The organism is Micromonospora sp. NPDC049089 (assembly GCF_040648775.1).
Taxonomy (GTDB): Bacteria; Actinomycetota; Actinomycetes; order Mycobacteriales; family Micromonosporaceae; genus Micromonospora.
Window position 1 is genome coordinate 1 of sequence record NZ_JBEZEH010000012.1, and the last position, 19389, is coordinate 19389.

The 19389-nt window shown below is 71.4% G+C and carries 17 protein-coding genes and 1 pseudogene; 9 read left to right on the forward strand and 9 right to left on the reverse strand.

Annotated features, from left to right (window positions below; translation table 11 throughout):
- Positions 1 to 104: 104 nt before the first annotated feature.
- The 3 genes from rocD to AB0B48_RS04115 all read right to left on the reverse strand — a co-directional run bounded on the left by rocD (position 105) and on the right by AB0B48_RS04115 (position 3661).
- A complete protein-coding gene (gene rocD, locus AB0B48_RS04105) occupies positions 105 to 1319 on the reverse strand; it encodes an ornithine--oxo-acid transaminase (protein ID WP_357195691.1) in 1215 nt (404 codons plus the stop codon).
- Complete coding sequence (ddaH, locus tag AB0B48_RS04110; RefSeq protein WP_357195694.1) at positions 1319 to 2134, reverse strand: dimethylargininase; 816 nt, start codon at positions 2132 to 2134, stop codon at positions 1319 to 1321. The genes rocD and ddaH overlap by 1 nt, the downstream gene beginning before the upstream one ends.
- Before the next feature lie 591 nt (positions 2135 to 2725).
- The gene (locus AB0B48_RS04115) at positions 2726 to 3661 is read right to left on the reverse strand and encodes a thrombospondin (RefSeq protein WP_357195578.1); all 936 of its coding nucleotides are present in this window, start codon (positions 3659 to 3661) and stop codon (positions 2726 to 2728) included.
- A 339-nt stretch (positions 3662 to 4000) separates the two neighbouring features.
- On the opposite strand from AB0B48_RS04115, the pseudogene AB0B48_RS04120 reads away from it, so the two are divergent.
- Positions 4001 to 4801, forward strand: a pseudogene (locus AB0B48_RS04120) (DNA-formamidopyrimidine glycosylase family protein); the annotation flags it as partial.
- Positions 4802 to 5011: 210 nt separating this feature from the next.
- Here AB0B48_RS04120 and AB0B48_RS04125 read toward each other — a convergent pair.
- A complete protein-coding gene (locus tag AB0B48_RS04125) occupies positions 5012 to 5908 on the reverse strand; it encodes an aminoglycoside phosphotransferase family protein (RefSeq protein ID WP_357195581.1) in 897 nt (298 codons plus the stop codon).
- A 99-nt stretch (positions 5909 to 6007) separates the two neighbouring features.
- Here AB0B48_RS04125 and AB0B48_RS04130 point away from each other — a divergent pair, with 99 nt between their 5' ends.
- From AB0B48_RS04130 to AB0B48_RS04145, 4 genes are all read left to right on the forward strand, one after another.
- On the forward strand, positions 6008 to 6859 hold the full coding sequence (locus AB0B48_RS04130; protein ID WP_357195584.1) for an LLM class flavin-dependent oxidoreductase: 852 nt from the start codon (positions 6008 to 6010) through the stop codon (positions 6857 to 6859).
- Positions 6856 to 7281: a nucleoside deaminase gene (locus tag AB0B48_RS04135; protein WP_357195587.1), complete on the forward strand. Its 426-nt coding sequence runs from the start codon at positions 6856 to 6858 to the stop codon at positions 7279 to 7281. Before AB0B48_RS04130 ends, AB0B48_RS04135 begins: the two co-directional genes overlap by 4 nt.
- A 236-nt stretch (positions 7282 to 7517) precedes the next feature.
- Entirely contained in the window at positions 7518 to 8783 is a 1266-nt protein-coding gene (locus tag AB0B48_RS04140; RefSeq protein ID WP_357195590.1) for an AGE family epimerase/isomerase, read from the forward strand.
- The gene (locus AB0B48_RS04145; protein ID WP_357195593.1) at positions 8780 to 9733 is read left to right on the forward strand and encodes a carbohydrate kinase; all 954 of its coding nucleotides are present in this window, start codon (positions 8780 to 8782) and stop codon (positions 9731 to 9733) included. The genes AB0B48_RS04140 and AB0B48_RS04145 overlap by 4 nt, the downstream gene beginning before the upstream one ends.
- Positions 9734 to 9892: 159 nt before the next feature.
- Here the strand turns inward: AB0B48_RS04145 and AB0B48_RS04150 are convergent, their stop codons facing one another.
- From AB0B48_RS04150 to AB0B48_RS04160, 3 genes are all read right to left on the reverse strand, one after another.
- Positions 9893 to 10861 (reverse strand): LacI family DNA-binding transcriptional regulator, encoded by a 969-nt coding sequence (locus AB0B48_RS04150; RefSeq protein ID WP_355008237.1) that lies wholly within the window; start codon positions 10859 to 10861, stop codon positions 9893 to 9895.
- Between the two features lie 72 nt (positions 10862 to 10933).
- Positions 10934 to 12313 carry an FAD-dependent oxidoreductase gene (locus AB0B48_RS04155; protein ID WP_357195596.1) on the reverse strand — a complete coding sequence of 460 codons (1380 nt, stop codon included), beginning with the start codon at positions 12311 to 12313 and terminating at the stop codon, positions 10934 to 10936.
- Positions 12314 to 12336: 23 nt separating this feature from the next.
- The gene (locus AB0B48_RS04160) at positions 12337 to 13473 is read right to left on the reverse strand and encodes a glutamate--cysteine ligase (protein ID WP_357195599.1); all 1137 of its coding nucleotides are present in this window, start codon (positions 13471 to 13473) and stop codon (positions 12337 to 12339) included.
- 163 nt (positions 13474 to 13636) lie between these two features.
- Here AB0B48_RS04160 and AB0B48_RS04165 point away from each other — a divergent pair, with 163 nt between their 5' ends.
- The 3 genes from AB0B48_RS04165 (at position 13637) to AB0B48_RS04175 (ending at position 16252) form a co-directional block, all read left to right on the forward strand.
- Entirely contained in the window at positions 13637 to 13930 is a 294-nt protein-coding gene (locus tag AB0B48_RS04165) for a DUF6412 domain-containing protein (protein WP_357195602.1), read from the forward strand.
- A gap of 102 nt (positions 13931 to 14032) precedes the next feature.
- Entirely contained in the window at positions 14033 to 14788 is a 756-nt protein-coding gene (gene yidC, locus AB0B48_RS04170; protein WP_357195605.1) for a membrane protein insertase YidC, read from the forward strand.
- A gap of 63 nt (positions 14789 to 14851) precedes the next feature.
- A complete protein-coding gene (locus AB0B48_RS04175) occupies positions 14852 to 16252 on the forward strand; it encodes a cellulose binding domain-containing protein (protein WP_357195608.1) in 1401 nt (466 codons plus the stop codon).
- 38 nt (positions 16253 to 16290) lie between these two features.
- Here the strand turns inward: AB0B48_RS04175 and AB0B48_RS04180 are convergent, their stop codons facing one another.
- Positions 16291 to 16962, reverse strand: coding sequence for a DedA family protein (locus tag AB0B48_RS04180; protein ID WP_357195611.1), 672 nt, complete (start codon positions 16960 to 16962; stop codon positions 16291 to 16293).
- 57 nt (positions 16963 to 17019) lie between these two features.
- Positions 17020 to 17634 (reverse strand): DUF1349 domain-containing protein, encoded by a 615-nt coding sequence (locus AB0B48_RS04185; RefSeq protein ID WP_357195614.1) that lies wholly within the window; start codon positions 17632 to 17634, stop codon positions 17020 to 17022.
- Between the two features lie 95 nt (positions 17635 to 17729).
- Here AB0B48_RS04185 and AB0B48_RS04190 point away from each other — a divergent pair, with 95 nt between their 5' ends.
- Entirely contained in the window at positions 17730 to 19382 is a 1653-nt protein-coding gene (locus AB0B48_RS04190) for an alpha-amylase family protein (RefSeq protein ID WP_357195699.1), read from the forward strand.
- Positions 19383 to 19389 lie beyond the last annotated feature (7 nt).

Sequence of the window (19389 nt, forward strand, 5' to 3'; positions counted from 1 at the left end):
CGCCGCCCCCCCCCCCCACCACCCCACACCCCCCTTTTTTTATCACTCTTCCCCCCCCCCCCCCCCGCCCCCACTCAAAAAAAAACAACACCCCCACGCAGGGGTTACGGGGCCAGGACCTCGGCGAGGGCGTCGATTGCGAGGTCGATCTCCGCTTCGGTGATGACCAGGGGTGGGGCGAGCCGGATCGTGGAGCCGTGGGTGTCCTTGGCGAGGACTCCGCGCTCGGCGAGCCGCTCACACGCCTCCCGACCGCTCATCAGCGCCGGGTCGATGTCCAGCCCGGCCCACAGGCCGCGGACGCGTACCCCGACCAGACCCTTGCCGACCAACCCTTCCAGGCCGGCCCGCAGCCGCTCACCCAGCTCGGCCGAACGGCGCTGGAACTCGCCGGTGGCCAGCAGCCGGACCACCTCGATCGCCACCGCGCAGGCGAGTGGGTTGCCACCGAACGTGGAGCCGTGCTGGCCGGGCTTGAGCACCCCGAGCACGTCGGCGTTCGCGGCCACCGCGGAGACCGGCACGATGCCGCCGCCGAGCGCCTTGCCGAGCAGGTACATGTCCGGCACGACGCCCTCGTGGTCACAGGCGAAGGTCGCGCCGGTACGCCCCAGACCCGACTGGATCTCGTCGGCGATGAACAGCACGTTGCGCTCGGTGCAGACCTGGCGCACGCCCGGCAGGTAGCCCTCCGGCGGCACCACCACACCCTGCTCACCCTGGATCGGCTCCAGCAGCACGGCCACTGTGTTCTCGTCGATCGCGGCGGTCAGCGCCGCCAGGTCGCCGTACGGCACGACAGTGAACCCCGGGGTGTACGGCCCGAAGTCGGCGCGGGCGTCCTCGTCTGTGGAGAAGCTCACGATGGTGGTGGTCCGGCCGTGGAAGTTGCCCTCGGCGACCACGATGTTGGCCTGGCCGGCGGGCACGCCCTTGACCTGGTAGCCCCACTTGCGAGCCACCTTGATCCCGGTCTCCACCGCCTCGGCGCCGGTGTTCATCGGCAGCACGAGGTCCTTGCCGCACAGCTCCGCCAGCTCCCGGCAGAAGTCGGCGAACTGGTCGTGGATGAACGCACGGCTGGTCAGCGTCAGCCGGTCCAGTTGGGCGTGCGCGGCGGCGATCAACTGCGGGTGCCGGTGACCGAAGTTCAGCGCGGAGTAGCCGGCCAGGCAGTCCAGGTAGCGGCGGCCGTCAACGTCGGTGAGCCAGGCGCCCTCGGCGGACGAGATCACCACCGGCAGGGGGTGGTAGTTGTGCGCGGTCCAGCGCTCGGCGTCCCGGACCGCTCCCGGCGTACGCAGCTTGTCATCCACGATCACTTGCTTGCCTTTCCCTGACGGAGTCGCAGCGTGCAGCACTTCGGTCCGCCGCCGGCCTTACGTAGCTCGGACAGGTCGACCCCGATGGTTTCGTAGCCCCGGTCGCGCAGCTTGGCGGCCAGGTCGGTGGCCTGCGCGGGCAGCACAACGTGCCGCCCGTCGCTGACCGCGTTCAACCCCAGCACCTCGGCGTCGGCCATGGTGGCGTGCACCGCGTCGGGGAAGAGCCGGCGCAGCACAGCCTGGCTGCCCGGGGAGAACGCCTCCGGCAGGTACGCCACGGTCCGCTCGTCGAGCACTGTCAACGCGGTGTCCAGGTGGTAGAAGCGCGGGTCGACCAGTTGCATGGTGATCACCGGGTAGCCGAAGACCTCCTGCAGCTGGGCGTGCGCGGCGTGCGCCGTACGGAAGCCGGTGCCGGCCAGCAGGTGGTCACCGGCCAGCAGGACGTCACCCTCGCCCTCGTTGACGTGCTTCGGGTCGTACATCTCGAAGCCGGCGGCCTCGAACCAGGCCCGGAACGCCGGCGCCTCGTCGGCGCGCTGCGGGTCCCGGAACTGCACGGCCATCGCCTTGCCGTCGATCACGGTGCCGCCGTTGGCGGCGAAGACCATGTCGGGCAGGCCGGGCACCGGAGTGATCTCCTCGACGGTGTGGCCCAGGTCAAGGTACGTCTGGCGCAGCTGCTCCCACTGCCGGACGGCCAGCGCGGCGTCGACCGGCGCGTTCGGGTCCATCCAGGGGTTGATCGCGTAGTCGACGGCGAAGTACGTCGGCCGGCACATCAACAGGCGCTGGCTGGTGGCGTCCATCGTCATTGTCCTGCTCCCAGGGGTCGGGCGCGCCCGGCCACCGTGGCCCACGGGCTGGCGCCGTTGCTCAACGGTATGCGGCGTGAGCGGCAGGATCCACCGCCAGGAGTTGCGCAGGGCGTAGATCCGTTGCGTGTGGTGAGACCTCCGAGGCGATTCGTTGCGTCGGAGCCGAGATCCGGCAGGCAGAGCTCAGAGGCAGGGCCGGGAGGCTGGTTCGCAGCCTTTGCTCTGCTGCCTTATGTGCGCCACCAGACGGCGTCGCCCTCACCGGCGAGTAGCGGAATCCGCCACCACTTCCCGGCGCCACTCATCGGACACCTGGCCCCGACCCCCTGGCGCATATAGGGCAGCAGAGCAAAGGCTGGCGTACATGGTTCGCCCGGCAGTGTGGGGTGGGGGATCGCCGGGTGACGCGCGAATCCTCCGGCGATCTGGACCGGAGACGTCGAACCCCGGAAACACTTCAGGGGCGGCGAACCGCCGCCCCTGAAAGGGTGTCTCCCGGCCGGTGAACCACCGGACTGATCGGGTTGCCGGCGAACCGCCGGCTGCTCGCCGGTGCATCACCGGCGAGCGGAACAGTGCCCGCTAGAAACGATCGACAAACTGTGAGTCAAGCCACTCACGGAAGCGCTGCACCCAGTCGCCGTCGGTGGTCGGCCAGTCGAACTGGCCGGTCATCGCGAGCACCCCGATCACGACCGCGGCCAGACCGATCAGCACGCCGAAGAGCGCGTCGGTCTTGCCGGCGACGTGCCGGCGGCGGGTTGCCATCAGGCCGAGCACCGACAGCACCGCGCCGAACGCGCCGAGCCCGATGCCGTACCCGGCCAAGGTGCCGGTCAGCACGAACGTCGCACCGACGACCGAGACGATCAGGCCGAGGGTGGCGAGCAGACTGGCCCGCGGCTTCGGGCCACGCGTCACCGGCGGCTCAGGCGTGGTCGCGCCCGGGGTCGGGTCGACAGTGCGGTCCGTGGTGGTCCGGTCCGTGACGGCACTGTCGGCCGTGACCCGGTCGGTGGTGTCGGGCCGACGGGTGGTGCTGTCGAGGTCGGCGTCCCGCTCGGCGGTGCGCGCCGTGGCCGGGACGACGGCGGGCCGGGCCCCGGTCTCCACCTTGCTGGTGGTGCCGGTGCGGGGCTCCGGCGTGACCGGGCGGGTCGTGCCGTTCACGGGCTCCGGCGCGACCGGGCGGGCCGTGCCGTTCGACGGCTCGGGCGCGACCGGGTGGGCGGTGCCCCGGGAGTCGACCTCCGCCGGTCGACCGGTGGCGGCTCGGGCCACCGCCGCACGCTCGTTGGCCCGCCGCTCGGCCTCACTGGTCTGGCCGTCGGTCGTGCCGGCGCTGCGGTACGTCGTCTGGTCGGCGTCCCGGTCGGTGACCACCGGGCGGCCGACGCTGTCGTCGGACTGGGCGGTCTCGGTGACCGGGGTGTCGCGGCCGTCCACTTGGCCGTCGAGGTTCTCGTCCCGCGTCGGTGCCGGCTCGGACCGGCGGGACAGCGAAGGAATCCTGACCACTACACACCTCCTGATGAATGCGTGGTGGCCGACGGAAAGGGTGGCACCCACGCGGTGTCGGCTCTCAACTACCCACCTGGGCGTTTCCTGACACCAATCCTGGGTACGGCCGCCAAGACCGGCCTCGGCCGGCCTCCCCGCCTGGCCTGGACCAGCCTCGGCTCGGCCTTGATCGACTCGGTTTCCCGGAAGTCGCGGTTTCCCGCCTCCGTGGACACCCCGATTTCCGGAAACCCGAGTTGATCAACGCGACGGGGACCGGGTCGGTCGAGGCGGCGGCGGGCCCGGTGCGGATCAGCGCGCGGGCCGGTCGGGCGGGGCTGGCTATCCTTGGCACCTGTGCCAGAGGGACACTCGATCCATCGCCTGGCGGCCCGGCACGCCGAGCTGTTCGCCGGGGACAAGCTGCTCGCCGCCAGCCCGCAGGGCCGCTTCGCCGAGGGTGCCGCCCGGCTCTCCGGGACAGTGCTGGAGGGCACCGAAGCGTACGGGAAACACCTGCTGCACCACTACGCCGGCGAGCTGACGTTGCACGTACACCTCGGGTTGTATGGCAAGTTCACCGACGGGCCGGGGGAGCCGCCGGAGCCGGTCGGGCAGGTGCGACTCCGGCTGGCCAGCGACCGGCACTGGCTCGACCTGCGCGGGCCTACGGCCTGTGAGCTGCTCACCCCACCCGAGGTGGCCGCGCTGCGGGACCGTCTCGGGCCGGATCCGTTGCGTGCCGCCGCCGACCCGGAGCGGGCGTACGCCCGGATCGCCCGTAGCCCCACCCCTCTCGCTGCTCTGCTGCTGGACCAGTCGGTGGTGGCCGGCACCGGTCTGATCTTCGTGACCGAGGCGCTGTTCCGGGCGGGGCTGCCGCCCACGATGCCGGGTCGACAGTTGACCACTACCGGCTGGGACGCGCTCTGGGCCGACCTGGTCGGCTTGATGCGGCTCGCTGTCGAGCACGGTCGGATCGACACGGTCCGCGACGCGCACCTGCCAGAGGCCATGGGCCGGCCTGCGCGCGTGGACCGGCACGGCGGCGAGGTGTACGTCTACCGCCGCCCGGGAGCACCCTGCCACGTCTGCGGCACCGAGGTCAGTCGCGGCGAACTGGCCGGCCGCAACCTGTACTGGTGCCGCACCTGCCAGCCCACCCACCCGGGCCACCCCGCACCCCGCACCCCGCACCCCGCACCCGCGCCGGCACCCCCGCACCCCGCACCCGCACCCCCCGCCCCGCGCCCGCCGATCTTGCGGTTTGTGTTGTCGGTATGGGTGGATACGCGCGCTGTGTCGGGACAGAAAGTGCAAGATCGCGGGAGTTGGGGCGGGTGCGGAAAGCCCGAGCGCTGCTGGAACTCAGTCCTTGTCGAGCAGCCAGCGGACCACCTCGATCTTCTCGGGGAAGACCGCCTTGTCGGCGAGGCCCCAGGACAGGGTGTGTCCGATCGTCCAGCCTCGGACCCGTTCCCGGTCCAGTCCCAGGTCGGTGCTGAGCCGGTCCAGTCGATGCCGGACGGCGGCCGGTGAGTGGCCCAACTCCGGGCCGCGCACCATCGGCACGACCGAGAACTCCCGTTCCCCGGTCAGCGGCTTCGGGTCGATCGCCAGCCACGGCCCTCGATCGCCGGCGAGCGCGTCGCCGCCGAGCGCGTTGGCGGCGAGGATGTTGCCGGCGTGCAGGTCCTGGTTGACCAGCACCTGCTCGCCCTGGCTCGACGCCAGTCCGCTGAGCAGGTCGAGCGCCGCATCCAGCAGTCGTCGCTCGTGCGGTCGGCCGGCCCGCTCCCAGGCCCGGGGCATCCGGTCGATCCAGCCGGCGGCCTCCCGTGCGAGCGGGGTGAACGGCGTGTCGGCTGGTCGCCAGAGCCGGGGGAGCAGTCCGACCACCACGTCCAGCGCCCGGTCCGGCGCAAGGTCGTGCAGGGGAGTGCCGGGCTGGCAGCGTTCGAGCAGCAGGGCACGCCGCCCGGGGTCGTGGGCGAGCAGACGGACCGCCGCGACGCCGTCCCAGAGCGCCAACGCGTCGGCCTCGTGCCGGCTCTCCTCGTCGGGATACTGGAGTTTCAGCACCACAGCGGTGCCATCGGGCAGGTGGGCGGGGAGCGCCAGTGACGCGTACGTCTGCCGGAAGGGCGGCCCGACCCGCAGCGACCAGCGCTCGGCGCACTCGTTCAGCCACGTCGGGAGTGCGGCCAGCCAGGCGCGACCGGCCGGTGATCCTCGTACCCAGTCGAGTCCTTCGGGCAGATCCATCCGGCGCTCCTGAGTCGTGCGGCAATCCGCGGCGGCTGCCAGGTGACTCAGCCGGGCTGCGGCGTTCACACACCGGTCCACAGTGACTAGCGTGGACGGGTGCAGATTGGTGTGAACGTACCGAACTTCGCCCCGGGCACCGACCCCGACGTGCTGCGTCGGTGGGCGCAGACGGTGGAGGGTCTCGGCTTCGACCTGTTGATGGTCTCCGATCACATCGCGGTGACCCCGGACGTGGCCGAGCAGTATCCGGCGCCGTTCTACGAGCCGTTCACCACGCTGTCCTGGCTGGCCGGGGTGACCAGCCGGGTTCGGCTGGGCACCACGGTGCTCATCGTCCCGTACCGGCACCCGCTGCTCACCGCCCGGATGGCGGCGAACCTCAACCGGCTCAGCGACGGCCGGCTCGTCCTCGGTGTCGGCGTCGGCTGGGCCCGGCAGGAGTTCGAGGCGCTCGGCGTGCCGTTCCGGCAGCGCGGTGCGCTGACGGACGAGTACCTGCACACGATGCGCGCGGCCTGGCAGGACACCGACGACTACGACACGGCAGCGATCCCGATCTGGGTCGGTGGCAACAGCGAGGCCGGCATGCGCCGCGCGGTACTGCTCGGTGACGCCTGGCACCCGCTGCGGGTCACACCGGGACGGCTGGCCGAGGCGGTCGGACGACTGACGGACATCGCCGGCGAGCTGGGTCGCCCGGTGCCCGCGTTGGTGCCGCGGATCGCGCTTCAGGAGACCCGGGAACCGATCACCGACCCGGACCGGCTGGCCGGTGTCGGCACCATCGACCAGATCGTCGCCGACCTGGACCAGCTTCGCGTGCTCGGCGCGGAGACGGTGGTGCTGGACCCGTTCAACGGCGACCTGACCGAGATTCGCCAGCCCGAACGCGCCTGGCGGACCCTTGCGGCAGTGGCCGCACATCACAGAACCCAGGAGGACGGATGACCCCCGACGACGAGAAGTTTCTCCGCCATGCCGTCGACATCGCCAGGCGGGCGGGGGCTTCCGGCGAACGGCCGTTCGGCTCGTTGCTTGTCGACGCGGCCGGCGTCGTCCTGATCGAGGACCACAACACCGTGGTCTCCGACGCGGACATCAGCGCCCATCCGGAGTTGAAGCTGGCCCGCTGGGCGGCTCGGGAACTCTCTCCCGAGGTGGCCGCCGGCACCACCATGTTCACCAGTTGTCAGCCCTGCGCGATGTGCGCGACGGCAATCGATCGGTCCGGCCTCGGGCGGGTGGTCTACGCGCTGTCCACCGAGCAGTTCGAGGAGGTCAAGCCGGCCACCCCGCCGCTGCCCCCGGTCCGCTACGAGGGGCCGGCGCTGTTCGACGAAGCACGCCAGCCGATCGACGACTACTACTGAGCGGAGCCGCTCCGGGTCGGTGTGACGCAGCCGGAATTGACAGTCGGCCGGCTGCCGGAGCAGGGTTGAACGGTGACAACGATGTCAACGGTCAAATAGGAGGAAAACCCTCTAGCTGCGCGCCGACCCTGGCCAGTCGCTTCGTGGCGTACCGTTGGCAGTTTTGCGGCGCGGACCCGGTCCGTTCGCCGATCCTGGCCGTATGTCCCTTTCCTACCCCACGGTGACCAGCTGAAATGACCGACGTGCCCCGATCCGACGCCGCAACGACCCCTGCCCCGCCGGGGTCACCAGACCTGCCCGAGCTGGACGAGTTCCTCGTCGACCAGACCCGGACGCTGCTCGACACCGCCCGCCGCTCGCTTCGGCCCGAGGGCGGCTTCTGGTGGCTCACCGACGACCGCACCCCGGATCGCGGAGAACCCATCCACACCTGGATCACCTGCCGGATGACCCACGTGGCCGCCCTCGCCCACCGCAACGGCGACCCGGACGCCGCCGCCCTGGTCGACCACGGGATCGCCGCGCTCAGCACGCTGCTGCGTGACGACCGGTACGGCGGCTGGTTCGGCGCGGTGGACCAGCAGGGAGCACCCGTCAACGACCGCAAGGCCGGCTACGACCACGCGTTCGTGCTGCTCGCCGCCTCCAGCGCCGCGCGCGCCGGACGCCCCGGCGCGGACCGGCTGCTCGCCGACGTGCTGGCCGTCGTGCGGGACCGGTTCTGGGACGACGACGCCGGTGCTGTCCGCGAATCGTGGAACCGGGACTGGACGGTCACCGAGGACTACCGGGGCGCCAACAGCAGCATGCACATGGTCGAGGCGTTCCTCGGCGCTACCGCCGCCACCGGTGACGCGAGTTGGGCCGACCGGGCCCTGCGGATCGCCACCCACCTCGTGCACGGTGAGGCGGCCCGACACGACTGGCGGCTCCCCGAGCACTTCACCACCGACTGGACGCCGCTGCCCGACTACAACCGGGACCAGCCCGCCGACCCGTTCCGGCCGTACGGCTCCACGATCGGGCACTGGCTGGAGTGGGCCCGGCTGCTGCTGGAGTTGGAGGCGGTGCTGCCGCAGCCACCCCGCTGGCTGCTCGCCGACGCCCGTGCCCTGTTCGCCGCCGCCGTGCGTCGCGGCTGGGCGGTCGACGGGGCGGACGGCTTCGTCTACACCATCGACTGGGACGACCAGCCGGTGGTGCGCTCCCGAATGCACTGGGTTCTCGCCGAGGCCATCGGCGCGGCGATCACCCTTCGTCGCCGTACCGGGGACGCGGTCTACCTCGACTGGTACCGGGTCTTCTGGGCGTACGCCCGCCGCACTCTCATCGACCAGACCGGATGGCGGCACGAGTTGGACGCGCAGAACCTGCCCGCCGACACGGTCTGGCATGGCCGGCCGGACGTCTACCACGCCTACCAGGCGGTACTGCTGTCCCGCGGGGCCGACGGGCTCGGCGGCCCCGGCCCGCTCGCACCGGGCGAGGTGACCGCGTGATCGTCGTCGCGGGTGAGGCGCTGATCGACCTGGTCGTGACGGCCGAAGGGCAACGTGCCGTCCCGGGTGGTTCGCCGGCGAACGTCGCCGTCACCCTGGCCCGGCTCGACCAGCCGGTACGACTGCTGGCCCGACTCGCCGACGACGACTACGGTCGGCAACTCGTCGATCATCTGAGCGCCAACCGGGTGGACCTGGAGTGGGCGGTACGCGCCGCGGAGCCCACGTCGGTGGCGGTGGCCACTCTGAACACCGCCGGGCAGGCCAGCTACGAGTTCCGGCTGGCCGGTGCGGCCGACTGGCAGTGGACGCCGCAGGAGTTGCCCGAGCTGGCGGGGTCACCGGCGATCGCGCTGCACACCGGGTCCCTCGCGCTCGCGTTGGCACCCGGCGCGGAGGCGCTGGAGGGCCTGCTCGCCCGGGAACACCAGCGGGACGGACTCACCGTCTCCATCGACCTCAACCTGCGCCCGAGCATCGTCACCGACCGGGCGGCGGCGCAGGAGCGGGTACGCCGGCAGGTTCGCATCGCGCACCTGGTCAAGGCCAGCGACGAGGACCTCGCCTGGCTCTACCCGGACCGTTCGGTGGCCGACGTGATGACCGAATGGCGTACCGCCGGTGTGTCCTGCGCCGTGGTGACCCGGGGCGGGGACGGCGCCTTGCTGCTCGCGCCCGACGGCTCGCTGCACGAGGAGCCGGCGGTCCGCACCACGGTGGTCGACACCGTCGGCGCCGGCGACTCGTTCACCGGTGGCCTGCTGGCCGCACTGGCCGACCTCGACGCGCTCGGCGACCGCCCGGCTGACCGGCTCGCCGCGGTGACTCCGCAGCAGTGGGGTGCGGTGCTCCGACAGGCCGCCACGGTGGCCGCCCTGACCTGCGCCCGCCGAGGCGCCAACCCCCCCACAAAAGCAGAGGTCGAAGCCCTCCTGACCCCCGCGCCCTGACCCCCGCCCTCACGCCCTGACCCCCGTCCCCGCGCCCTGACCCCCGCGATCTTGCACATTCTGTCCCGGCAAAAGGCGCATTCCTGCGCAGGCCGCCAACAGTAAGTGCAAGATCGCGGGGAGCAGGCGGGGATCAGGCGGGGCGCGGGGGTCAGGGGGTCAGGTTAGGCCGCGTTTTAGGAGCCTGGTGGGGAGGACCGTCGTGTCGGGTGGTGTGTCGTCTCCGGCGATTCTCTGGAAGAGGCGTTCGGTGGCCACCTTGGCCAGCTCTCTCGTGTCGTAGGCGACGACAGTCAGCGGTCGGGGCATCAGGTGGGCCAGCTCGAAGTCGTCGAAACCGACAAGCGCGGCGTCACTGCCCCGCCGGTGCAGCTCCTGGAGCGCGCCGACGGTGAGCCGGTTGTTGGCGCAGAAAAACGCGGTGGGTGGTTCCGGGAGGTCGAGCAGCGCGGCGACCGCTCGGCCGGCCTCCTCTGGCGCGATGAGCCGCTCGCGGATCAGCGACTCGTCCGGTTCGACGCCGGCAGCGTCCAGCGCCGACCGCGCCCCGGCCAGCCGCTCCCGCATGGTGGGCACGCTCGGCGCGCCGAGCAGCAGACCCACCCGTCGGTGCCCCTCGTCGAGCAACGCGCTCACCCCGGCGTGGCTGCCACCCCGGTTGTCCAACAGCACGGCGTCGGCGTGCAGCCCTTGCGGCGGCCGGTCCAGGAACACCACAGGCATGCCCAGCTCGACCTCGCGACGCAGGAACGAGTGGTCCAGGCCCGCCGGCACCACCAGCAGACCGTCGACGCGGCGTTGGGTGAAGTCCTGGAGCAGGGCGCGTTCCCGCTCCGGGTCCTCCTCCGACGACGCGGTGATCAGCATGGTGCCGTGCGCGGCCGCGATCTCGGCGGCGACGCTGGCGATGGTCGCGTAGAACGGGTTGGCGATCTCCTCGATCAGCAGCCCGACGGTGGCGTTGAGCTGCCGGGAGCGCAGGTTACGGGCGATGTCGTTGCGTCGGAAGCCCAGCTCGGCGATGGCGGCCAGCACCCGGCCGACCAGTTCCTGCCCCACCGGCTCGTCGTTCACGACCCGGGAGACCGTCTTCAGGCTGACGTCGGCCCGCCGGGCCACGTCCACCATCGTGGGACGCCGACGCACGGTCGGCCGGGTCGGGGTCTGGGTCACGGGGTGGTCCTCCACGGCGGGCGCGGGTCAACGGTCGAGGGCGGCGAGCGCGTCGACCGCTTTTCGGGCGGCGATGAGCACCGGATCCCAGACCGGCGCGTACGGCGGAGCGTAGCCCAGGTCGAGCTGCGTCATATCGTCCACCGTCATGCCGTTCCACAACGCCACGGCCAGTGTGTCGATCCGTTTGGCCGCCTCGGACCAGCCGACGATCTGCGCGCCGAGCAACCGACCGCTGGGGCGCTCGGCGATCAGCTTGACCGTCATCGGCCGGGCGCCGGGGTAGTAGCCGGCCCGGTTGGTCGACTCGGCGATCACCGAGACGAACTCGAAGCCGGCGGCGGTGGCCTCCCGTTCGCGCAGGCCGGTCCGGCCCACCTCCAGGTCGCAGACCTTCGTGACAGCCGTGCCGATCACGCCGGTGAAGGTGGCGTACCCGCCGCCGATGTTGATCCCGGCGACTCGGCCCTGCTTGTTGGCGTGCGTGCCGAGCGGCACGTGAACCGGCAACCCGCTGACCCGGTGCAGGGTCTCCACGCAGTCACCGGCCGCCCAGACGCCGGGGTGCTCGGGCACCCGCATCCGGCGGTCCACCCGGATCGCGCCGGTCGGTCCGAGGGGCAGCCCGGCGGCCTTGGCGAGCGCCGCGTTGGGGCGTACGCCGAGGCCCAGGACCACGACGTCGGTCGGGATCGGCCCCTCGGCGGTGACCACCGCGGAGACCCGGCCGTCCCGCTGTTCCAGGCCAGTCACCGGCAGGCTGGTGCGGATGGTGACGCCGAGGCTCCGCATGGCCTCGGTGACCAGCTCGGCCATGTCGGCGTCGACCGTCGCCATGGGCTGCTCGCCCGCCTCCACCAGGGTCACCGAGAGGCCGCGTTGGATCAGGGCCTCAGCGATCTCGACGCCGATGTAGCCGCCGCCGACCACCACGGCCCGGCGCGGCTGCGGGTCGGCGTCCAGCCAGTGTCGTAGCGCAGCACCGTCGTCGAGGGTCTGCATGCCGAACACGCCGTCCGCGTCGGTGACCGCCCACTGCGGCTTGACCGGCACCGCGCCGGTGGCGTACATCAGGTCGTCGAAGCGTTCGCGGACCTCGCCGCCGCCGGTCAGGTCCCGGGCCACGACCTCGCGGCGCTCCAGGTCGATGGCCGTGACCTCGTGGCGCATCCGGACGTCCATCGCGTACTCGGTGCGGAACGTCTCCGGGTCGCGGGCGATCAACGCCTCGGGGCCGGGCACCAGGCCGCTGATCCAGTACGGGATGCCGCACGCCGAGTAGGAGGTGAAGTTGCCCCGCTCGAAGACCACGATCTCCAGGTCGCCACGGTCACGGCGGCGTCGGGCCTGGGACGCCGCCGACATTCCGGCGGCGTCCCCGCCGATGACGATCAGCCGTTGCGCCACGGGCTCATCTTGTCACGCGGTGATCAGCCGCGGGTCTGCCGTGCGACGTCCTGCACCACGTCGGTGAGTCGGCCGGTGCGTTCGAACACCGCACGCTGCCGCGCCGCGCCGCTGCCGTGCCGGCGCAAGCCGCCCAGCAGGTCGTTCACCTCGGCCCAGTCGCCGTGCTGCTCCAGCGCCGGCCGCATCCGCTCCACGAACCGGTCCAACAGCTCCCAGGCCGGGCGCAGCTCACCGTTCGTGACGTCGACGGCTTCGCCTTCCAGACCGTCATGGGCGGCCCGCCAGTGCGCCCCGACCAGCAGGTGGTGGTCGGTCTGCAACGCCGGTCGGCCGGCCTCGACATCCGCCATGGCGGTGGCGACAAGTGCCCGGACCAGCGCGGCGACGAGCACCGCGTCGTCCACCGACGGGCAGACGTCGCCGATCCGCAGCTCGACGGTCGGGTACTTCGCCGACAGGCGGGCGTACCAGTAGAGCATCCCCTCGTCGAGCATCACCCCGCTGGAGATCAACTGACGGATCAGCCGCTGGTAGTGCTCGTGCGACTCCAGGAACGGGGTCGGCGCCACCGACGGCCAGCGCTCCCACTCGACCGAGCGCCAACTGGCGTAGCCGGTGTCCTCGCCCCGGGAGAACGGCGAGTTGGTGGTCACCGCGTGCAGCATCGGCAGCCACGGCCGTACATGGTTGAGCACCTGCACGCCGGTGTCCGGGTCGGGCACCCCGACGTGGACGTGCATGCCGTTGTTGCCGGGGCCGGGGACGAGCAGCCGGAACCGCTCGATCATGCGGTCGAAGCGTGGCTTGTCGACCACCGGTGGCACCGGGCCGTCGACCGGGCCGGTGCCGATGGCGAGCAGGCGTACGCCGGCCCGCTCGGCGGCGTCGGAGAGCGCCTTACGCAGGACGCCGAGGGAGTGCCGGATCGACGAGAGCTCCAGGCCGGGCGGGCTGCCGATCTCGATCTGACTGGTCTGGAACTCCCGCTCCACCTGCCCGCGAAGTTCGGCCGGCACCTGCTCCATGACGAGGTCCACGGCCGGGACCGCGGCCCCGGTGTGCGGGTCGACGAGCAGGAACTCCTCCTCGACACCCACGGTGAGCAACCCGGTGGCCGCAGCCCTGTCGCTCAGCGCGTCCGCCACCTGACCGGTCATCGACATCACCCGTCCGTTTCTGCCGTTCGCGGTCCGTCCGCGTCGGTCCTTCGCTTGGTTACCCAACGTGGCGATGCCGGGAAACGTGGCGGCGGCACGTCGTCCTCGAAGGCGGGCCGCCGATTCGGCCGGGTGACGAGACAGCGGGTCCTATGCTGAGCCCGTGCCGGTGCTGCTGGGGTATGTCGGGGTCGCGTGGATGTCCGCGTTCGCCCAGCTCACCCTGCTCGCGGGCCGCCCTGTGGACCTGCTGGCGGGCGCCGCGATGACCGCCCTGGTGCTGCTCGCGGTGGTGCTCGCGGCCCGGGTGCGCGACCGGGCGGGCGCGCCTGGTGCCGGGCCGCGCTCGGCCGGCCTGCGGGCCCGCTCCCGCAGTCGCCGAATGCCCCGCCAGATCGACCCGGATGCGGCGGGTCGACCTCGTCCCCGTGCTCCGGGGCACCCCTCGGCCGCGTAGCGCCTCGCCGCCGCGCGGCCGATCCCGCCGTCACCGGCCCCCCTTGCTGGGCGGACGCCGCCCGGGGGAGGGCCTCACCGGAATCGGACCGAGGGGTTTCCCATGCTTGCCTTCGCACCACTGCACGACGCTGTCGCCGCTGCCGGCAGCGCGCTGAACTGGCTCACCGAGCTGCTCGAACCACTGGCCGGCGGCGGAGCGACAGCCGCCGCCATCGTGCTTTTCACCATCGCCGTCCGGCTGCTGATCTCGCCGCTGACCGTCGCGCAGGTCCGCGGTGAGCGGCGCCGCGCGGCGCTCGCCCCGCAGGTGCGTGAGCTTCAGCAGCGGTACGCGGACGACCCCGCGACGCTTCAGCGCGAGGTTTTCACGTTGTACCGCGAGGCCGGCGCGAACCCGGTCACCGGCTGCCTGCCGCTGCTCATCCAGGCGCCGTTCCTGCTGGTGCTGTACCGGTTGTTCAGCACCAGCGAGGGCGGCACCGGGCTGCTGGACGAGCGGTTGGCCGGCGTGCCGCTGGGTCACCATCTCAGCGACGGGCTGGCCGGTGCTGCCGGACCGCTGTTCGGCGTACTGCTGGTGGTGTTGCTGGCGGTGGCCTGGTGGTCGTCGCGGCGGGCCCGGCGGGCGTCGGCGGCGGTGGGCACTGTGGCCGGTACGCCGACCGAGGGGCCGGGGGCGGCCACGCTCGGCCGGCTGCTGCCTCTGCTGCCGTTCACGACGGTGCTGGTGGCGCTGGTGCTGCCGCTCGCCGCGGTGATCTACCTGGTCACCACGAGCGTGTGGTCGGCAGTTGAGCAGGCGGTGCTCCGCCGCCCGCAGGCCTCTCCGACGGGTGCTCTGGACAGAAACAGTTAACTGTCTTAATAATTAGCGGCAACGTTGACGTCCATAAATGCCCGTCCGGGCCCGGAGGGTCGCATGAAACGCTCCAGATCCCTTGTCCTGTCCCTCGTCGCCGCCCTCGCGGCCACCCTCGGCGCGGCCTGGGTGGCGCTGCCCGCTTATGCCGCCGGCGCCACCGCCAGCTTCGTCAAGACCGCCGACTGGGGCTCGGGCTGGGAGGGGAAGTACACGATCACCAACGGCGGCAGCTCGACCATCAACGGCTGGAACCTGACCTTCGACCTGCCGTCCGGCACCACCCTCGGCAGCTACTGGGACGCGTTGCTCAGCTCCACCGGCCAGCGGCACACCTTCACCAACAGGTCCTGGAACGGCACCGTCGCCCCGGGCGCGTCGGTCTCCTTCGGCTTCCTGGCCAGCGGCTCCGGTTCGCCGAGCGGCTGCCAGCTCAACGGCGTGTCCTGCGGCGGCGGCACTCCACCCACCACGCCCCCACCCACCACGCCCCCACCCACCACGCCTCCGCCGACGACGCCTCCGCCGACCACCCCACCGCCGACCGACCCACCCACCGGTGGGTTGCCGAAGCACCTGCTCACCGGGTACTGGCACAACTTCGACAACCCCGCGGTCGAGCTGCGGCTGCGCGACGTCCCCACCGAGTACGACCTGGTGGCGGTCGCCTTCGCCGAGGCCACCTCGACGCCCGGCGCGCTCACCTTCGGCGTCGACCCCGGACTGGCCGCCTCGCTCGGTGGCTACACCGACGCGGACTTCACCGCCGACGTCCGCACCCTGCACAGCCGGGATAAGCGGGTGATCCTCTCCGTCGGCGGCGAGACCGGCCGGGTCACAGTGAACAACGCCGCCTCAGCCACCGCGTTCGCCGACACGGCCGCCGCGCTGATCGCCAGGTACGGCTTCGACGGGATCGACATCGACCTGGAGAACGGACTCAACCCGACGTACATGGCGCAGGCGCTGCGCGCCCTGCGGGCCAAGATCGGATCGGGCCTGATCATCGCGATGGCGCCGCAGACCATCGACATGCAGAACCCGGCCGGCGGCTACTTCAAGCTGGCGCTCGACATCAAGGACATCCTCACCGTCGTCAACACCCAGTACTACAACTCCGGCGCGATGCTCGGCTGCGACCAGAACGCCGCGTACGGCCAGGGCACCGTCAACTTCATCGTCGCGTTGGCCTGCATCCAGTTGGAGGCCGGGCTCCGCCCCGACCAGGTCGGCCTCGGCCTGCCCGCCGGAGCTGGGGCGGCCGGCGGTGGCATCGTCGCGCCCAGCGTGGTCAACGCCGCCCTGGACTGCCTGGCCCGGGGCACCAACTGCGGCAGCTTCCGTCCGCCGCGCACCTACCCGGGCATCAGGGGCGCGATGACCTGGTCGGTGAACTGGGACGTCAGCAACGGCAACGGCTTCGCCAACACCGTGGGACCGCACCTGGACACCCTGCCCTGACCACCCCGCTGGCCTTCCGAAGCGCCAGCGGCAGCGGATCAGCGACCGGCGGTCACCGACCGCCGGTCGTCGCGGTCCCGACGCTTGCGGACCTTGCGGATCGCCCAACTGGCCACCATCACGACGAAGATCGCGACGATCGCGTAGTTGAACCAGTCGCTGTAGCGGGCCACGTCCTGCCACTGGCTGCCCAGCGCATAGCCGGCCCCCACGATGAGACCGTTCCACACCCCGCTGCCGATCGTGGTGAGCAGGATGAACTCACCCATCGGCATCCGGTTGGCCCCGGCCGGCACGGAGACCAGGCTGCGGACCACCGGCACCACCCGGCCGATCAGCACCGCCCACCGGCCGTGCCGCTCGAACCACTTGTCGGCCCGTTCCAGGTCGTCGCTGTCCACCAGGGGAATGTGGTCCAACCAGCGCTTGAGTCGTTCCTCGCCCAGCGCCGCGCCGAGCCAGTAGAGCACCAACGCGCCCACCAGCGAGCCGACCGTCGCGGCCAGCACCACGACGAAGACGTTGAACTTGCCCTCGTGCGCGAGGAAGCCGGCGAGCGCCAGCACGATCTCACTGGGAATCGGCGGGACGATGCTCTCCAGCGCCACCAGCAGCGCCACTCCGACCGGGCCCATCACCTCGATCACCGAGGCCACCCAGCCGGTCAACCCGGTGAACTCGGACGGGTCGCCAGCCTGGGCGTACGCCATGGTGGTCCTTCCGGTCGGCTGTCGGGGATCAGAGGGTCATACCCAGCGGGGCCCGACTCACACCTCCGGGTGCAGCGCGGTGTCCGCCGGACCCTGCCGCCAACCGGTGAACACCACTGTCAGACCGGCGCGGGACGGCGCGCAGCAGAACGGGCCGGCCAGGGCCTCGGCCGTCGGGTCCAGCGGAGCGAGCCGGACCAGTCTCCACGGTTCGTCGTCGACCCGGGCGCGAACGGTCACCGCGTCACCCGCCCGGCTGACCCGGACCGTCACCTCCCGGCCCGCCCACTCCGGCACCGGCGCCACCGACCAGTCGGAGAACTCCCGGGTCACCACAGCGCCGAGCTGCGCCTCGCCGTCGCTCACCTCGACGCCGGCCTTGGTCCACGTCCGCTCGTCGACGCGGACGAACGCGCCGGCCTGGTCGAACTGCGCCGAGAAGTCGAGCCGGAAGCTCACCTCCATCGCGGTGCCGACCGGCAGCGGCGCCAGCAGGGCCGGGCCGTCGTCGTGCACGAAGCCGTAACTGGTCCGCCGCCAGAAGTCGCTCTCCGCGGCCGGCTCGACGACCAGTTCGCCGGCCGGGCCCTCCTCGACGCGTACCGGCGGGTGCAGCCAGCTGCCCTGGGACCAGTCCAACAACTCGCTCGGCGGCACGAGGTCGTTCTCCATGACGGGCACGGTAACCGGTCGCCGGTCGCCGGTCGCCGGTCGCCGGTCGGCCCGGCTGGTTTGCCGCGATGATCAACTGGAGAGATTTCTTCGGCATGGGTGACCGTTGGTATTCCGAAGCCGTCGTCTACTGCCTCGACATCGACACGTACGCCGACTCCGACGGCGACGGGGTCGGTGACATCCGTGGCCTGATCGGGAGGCTGGACTACCTGGCCCGCCTCGGCGTGACCTGCCTGTGGCTGCACCCGATCCACCCGTCACCCAACCGCGACGACGGCTACGACGTCACCGACTTCTACAACGTGGACCCGCGCTTCGGCACCCTGGGCGACTTCGCCGAGCTGCTGCACCAGGCGCAGAACCGGGGCATCCGGGTGATCATCGACCTGGTGGTCAACCACACCTCCGACGAGCACCCGTGGTTCCAGTCGGCCCGCTCCTCGCCGGACTCGCCGTACCGGGACTGGTTCCTCTGGTCCGACACCGAGCCGGCCGACCGGCACCAGGGCATGGTCTTCCCCGGCGAGCAGAAGGAGACCTGGAGCTACGACCGCACCGCCAAGGCGTGGTTCTACCACCGGTTCTACAAGTTCCAGCCGGATCTCAACTTCGCCAACCCGGAGGTCCGGGCCGAGGTCAAAAAGATCATGTCGTTCTGGCTCCAGCTCGGCGTCTCCGGCTTCCGGATGGACGCGGTGCCGTTCATCATCGAGCTGACCGAGCCGGGCAACCCGGACTCGCCGAAGGACTTCGAGTTCCTCACCGAGATGCGCCAGCACGTCCAGTGGCGGCGCGGCGACGCCGTCCTGCTGGCCGAGGCGAACGTCGAACCCGACCAGCTTCCCACGTTCTTCGGCGACACCAGCGGCTCGGGCAACCGCATCCACATGCTCTTCGACTTCATGCTCAACGGTCGACTCATGCTCGCCCTGGCCCGCGAGGACCCGGAGTCGCTGATCGAGGCGCTCCGGGACACCCCGAAGCTTCCGGTCGGAGGGCAGTGGGCCACCTTCCTGCGTAACCACGACGAGATCGACCTGTCCCGGCTGACCACCGAACAACGCAACCAGGTGTACGCGAAGTTCGGCCCGGACGAGAACATGCGCATCTACGACCGGGGCATCCGTCGCAGGCTCGCCCCGATGCTCGGCAACGACCGGCGGCACATTGAACTGGCGTACGCCCTCCAGTTCTCGATGCGCGGCACGCCGGTGCTGCGGTACGGCGAGGAGATCGGGATGGGCGAGGACCTGTCGCTGCCCGGTCGGGAGGCGATCCGTACCCCGATGCAGTGGTCGTACCAGCCGAATGCCGGCTTCTCCACGGCGGACCCGGAGAAGCTGGTCCGCCCGGTGATCGACAAGGGTGAGTTCGGCTACCAGAACGTCAACGTCACCGCCCAGCGCAGCGACTCGAAGTCGCTGCTCGCCTGGTTCGAGCGGATGATCCGTACGCTGCGGGAGGCCCCGGAGATCGGGTCCGGCTCGACGACCCACATCGACGTGGCGATGCCGCCCGGCGTGCTCGCCCACCGGGCCGACGGGCCGACCGGAACGATGGTCTTCGTGCACAACCTCGGCACCGACGACGTCGAGGTGGACCTCAGCAGCCTCGAGCCGGAGGCCGACCTGCCCATCGACGTGCTCGCCGACCGTGGCTACGGAGAGTTGGGAAAGCTCGGCGCGGTCAAGGTCTCCGGCCACGGATACCGGTGGATTCGCCTATGCCGAGGGTCGGCCTGTTGAGGTTAAG

Coding starts and splice junctions, on each gene's coding strand:
- ddaH (WP_357195694.1), bottom strand. CDS start 2,134: ATGGACGCCACCAGCCAGCGCCTGTTGATGTGCCGGCCGACGTACTTC.
- AB0B48_RS04125 (WP_357195581.1), bottom strand. CDS start 5,908: ATGGATCTGCCCGAAGGACTCGACTGGGTACGAGGATCACCGGCCGGT.
- AB0B48_RS04135 (WP_357195587.1), top strand. CDS start 6,856: ATGACCCCCGACGACGAGAAGTTTCTCCGCCATGCCGTCGACATCGCC.
- AB0B48_RS04140 (WP_357195590.1), top strand. CDS start 7,518: ATGACCGACGTGCCCCGATCCGACGCCGCAACGACCCCTGCCCCGCCG.
- AB0B48_RS04150 (WP_355008237.1), bottom strand. CDS start 10,861: ATGGTGGACGTGGCCCGGCGGGCCGACGTCAGCCTGAAGACGGTCTCC.
- AB0B48_RS04160 (WP_357195599.1), bottom strand. CDS start 13,473: ATGACCGGTCAGGTGGCGGACGCGCTGAGCGACAGGGCTGCGGCCACC.
- yidC (WP_357195605.1), top strand. CDS start 14,033: ATGCTTGCCTTCGCACCACTGCACGACGCTGTCGCCGCTGCCGGCAGC.
- AB0B48_RS04175 (WP_357195608.1), top strand. CDS start 14,852: ATGAAACGCTCCAGATCCCTTGTCCTGTCCCTCGTCGCCGCCCTCGCG.
- AB0B48_RS04180 (WP_357195611.1), bottom strand. CDS start 16,962: ATGGCGTACGCCCAGGCTGGCGACCCGTCCGAGTTCACCGGGTTGACC.
- AB0B48_RS04185 (WP_357195614.1), bottom strand. CDS start 17,634: ATGGAGAACGACCTCGTGCCGCCGAGCGAGTTGTTGGACTGGTCCCAG.
- AB0B48_RS04190 (WP_357195699.1), top strand. CDS start 17,730: ATGGGTGACCGTTGGTATTCCGAAGCCGTCGTCTACTGCCTCGACATC.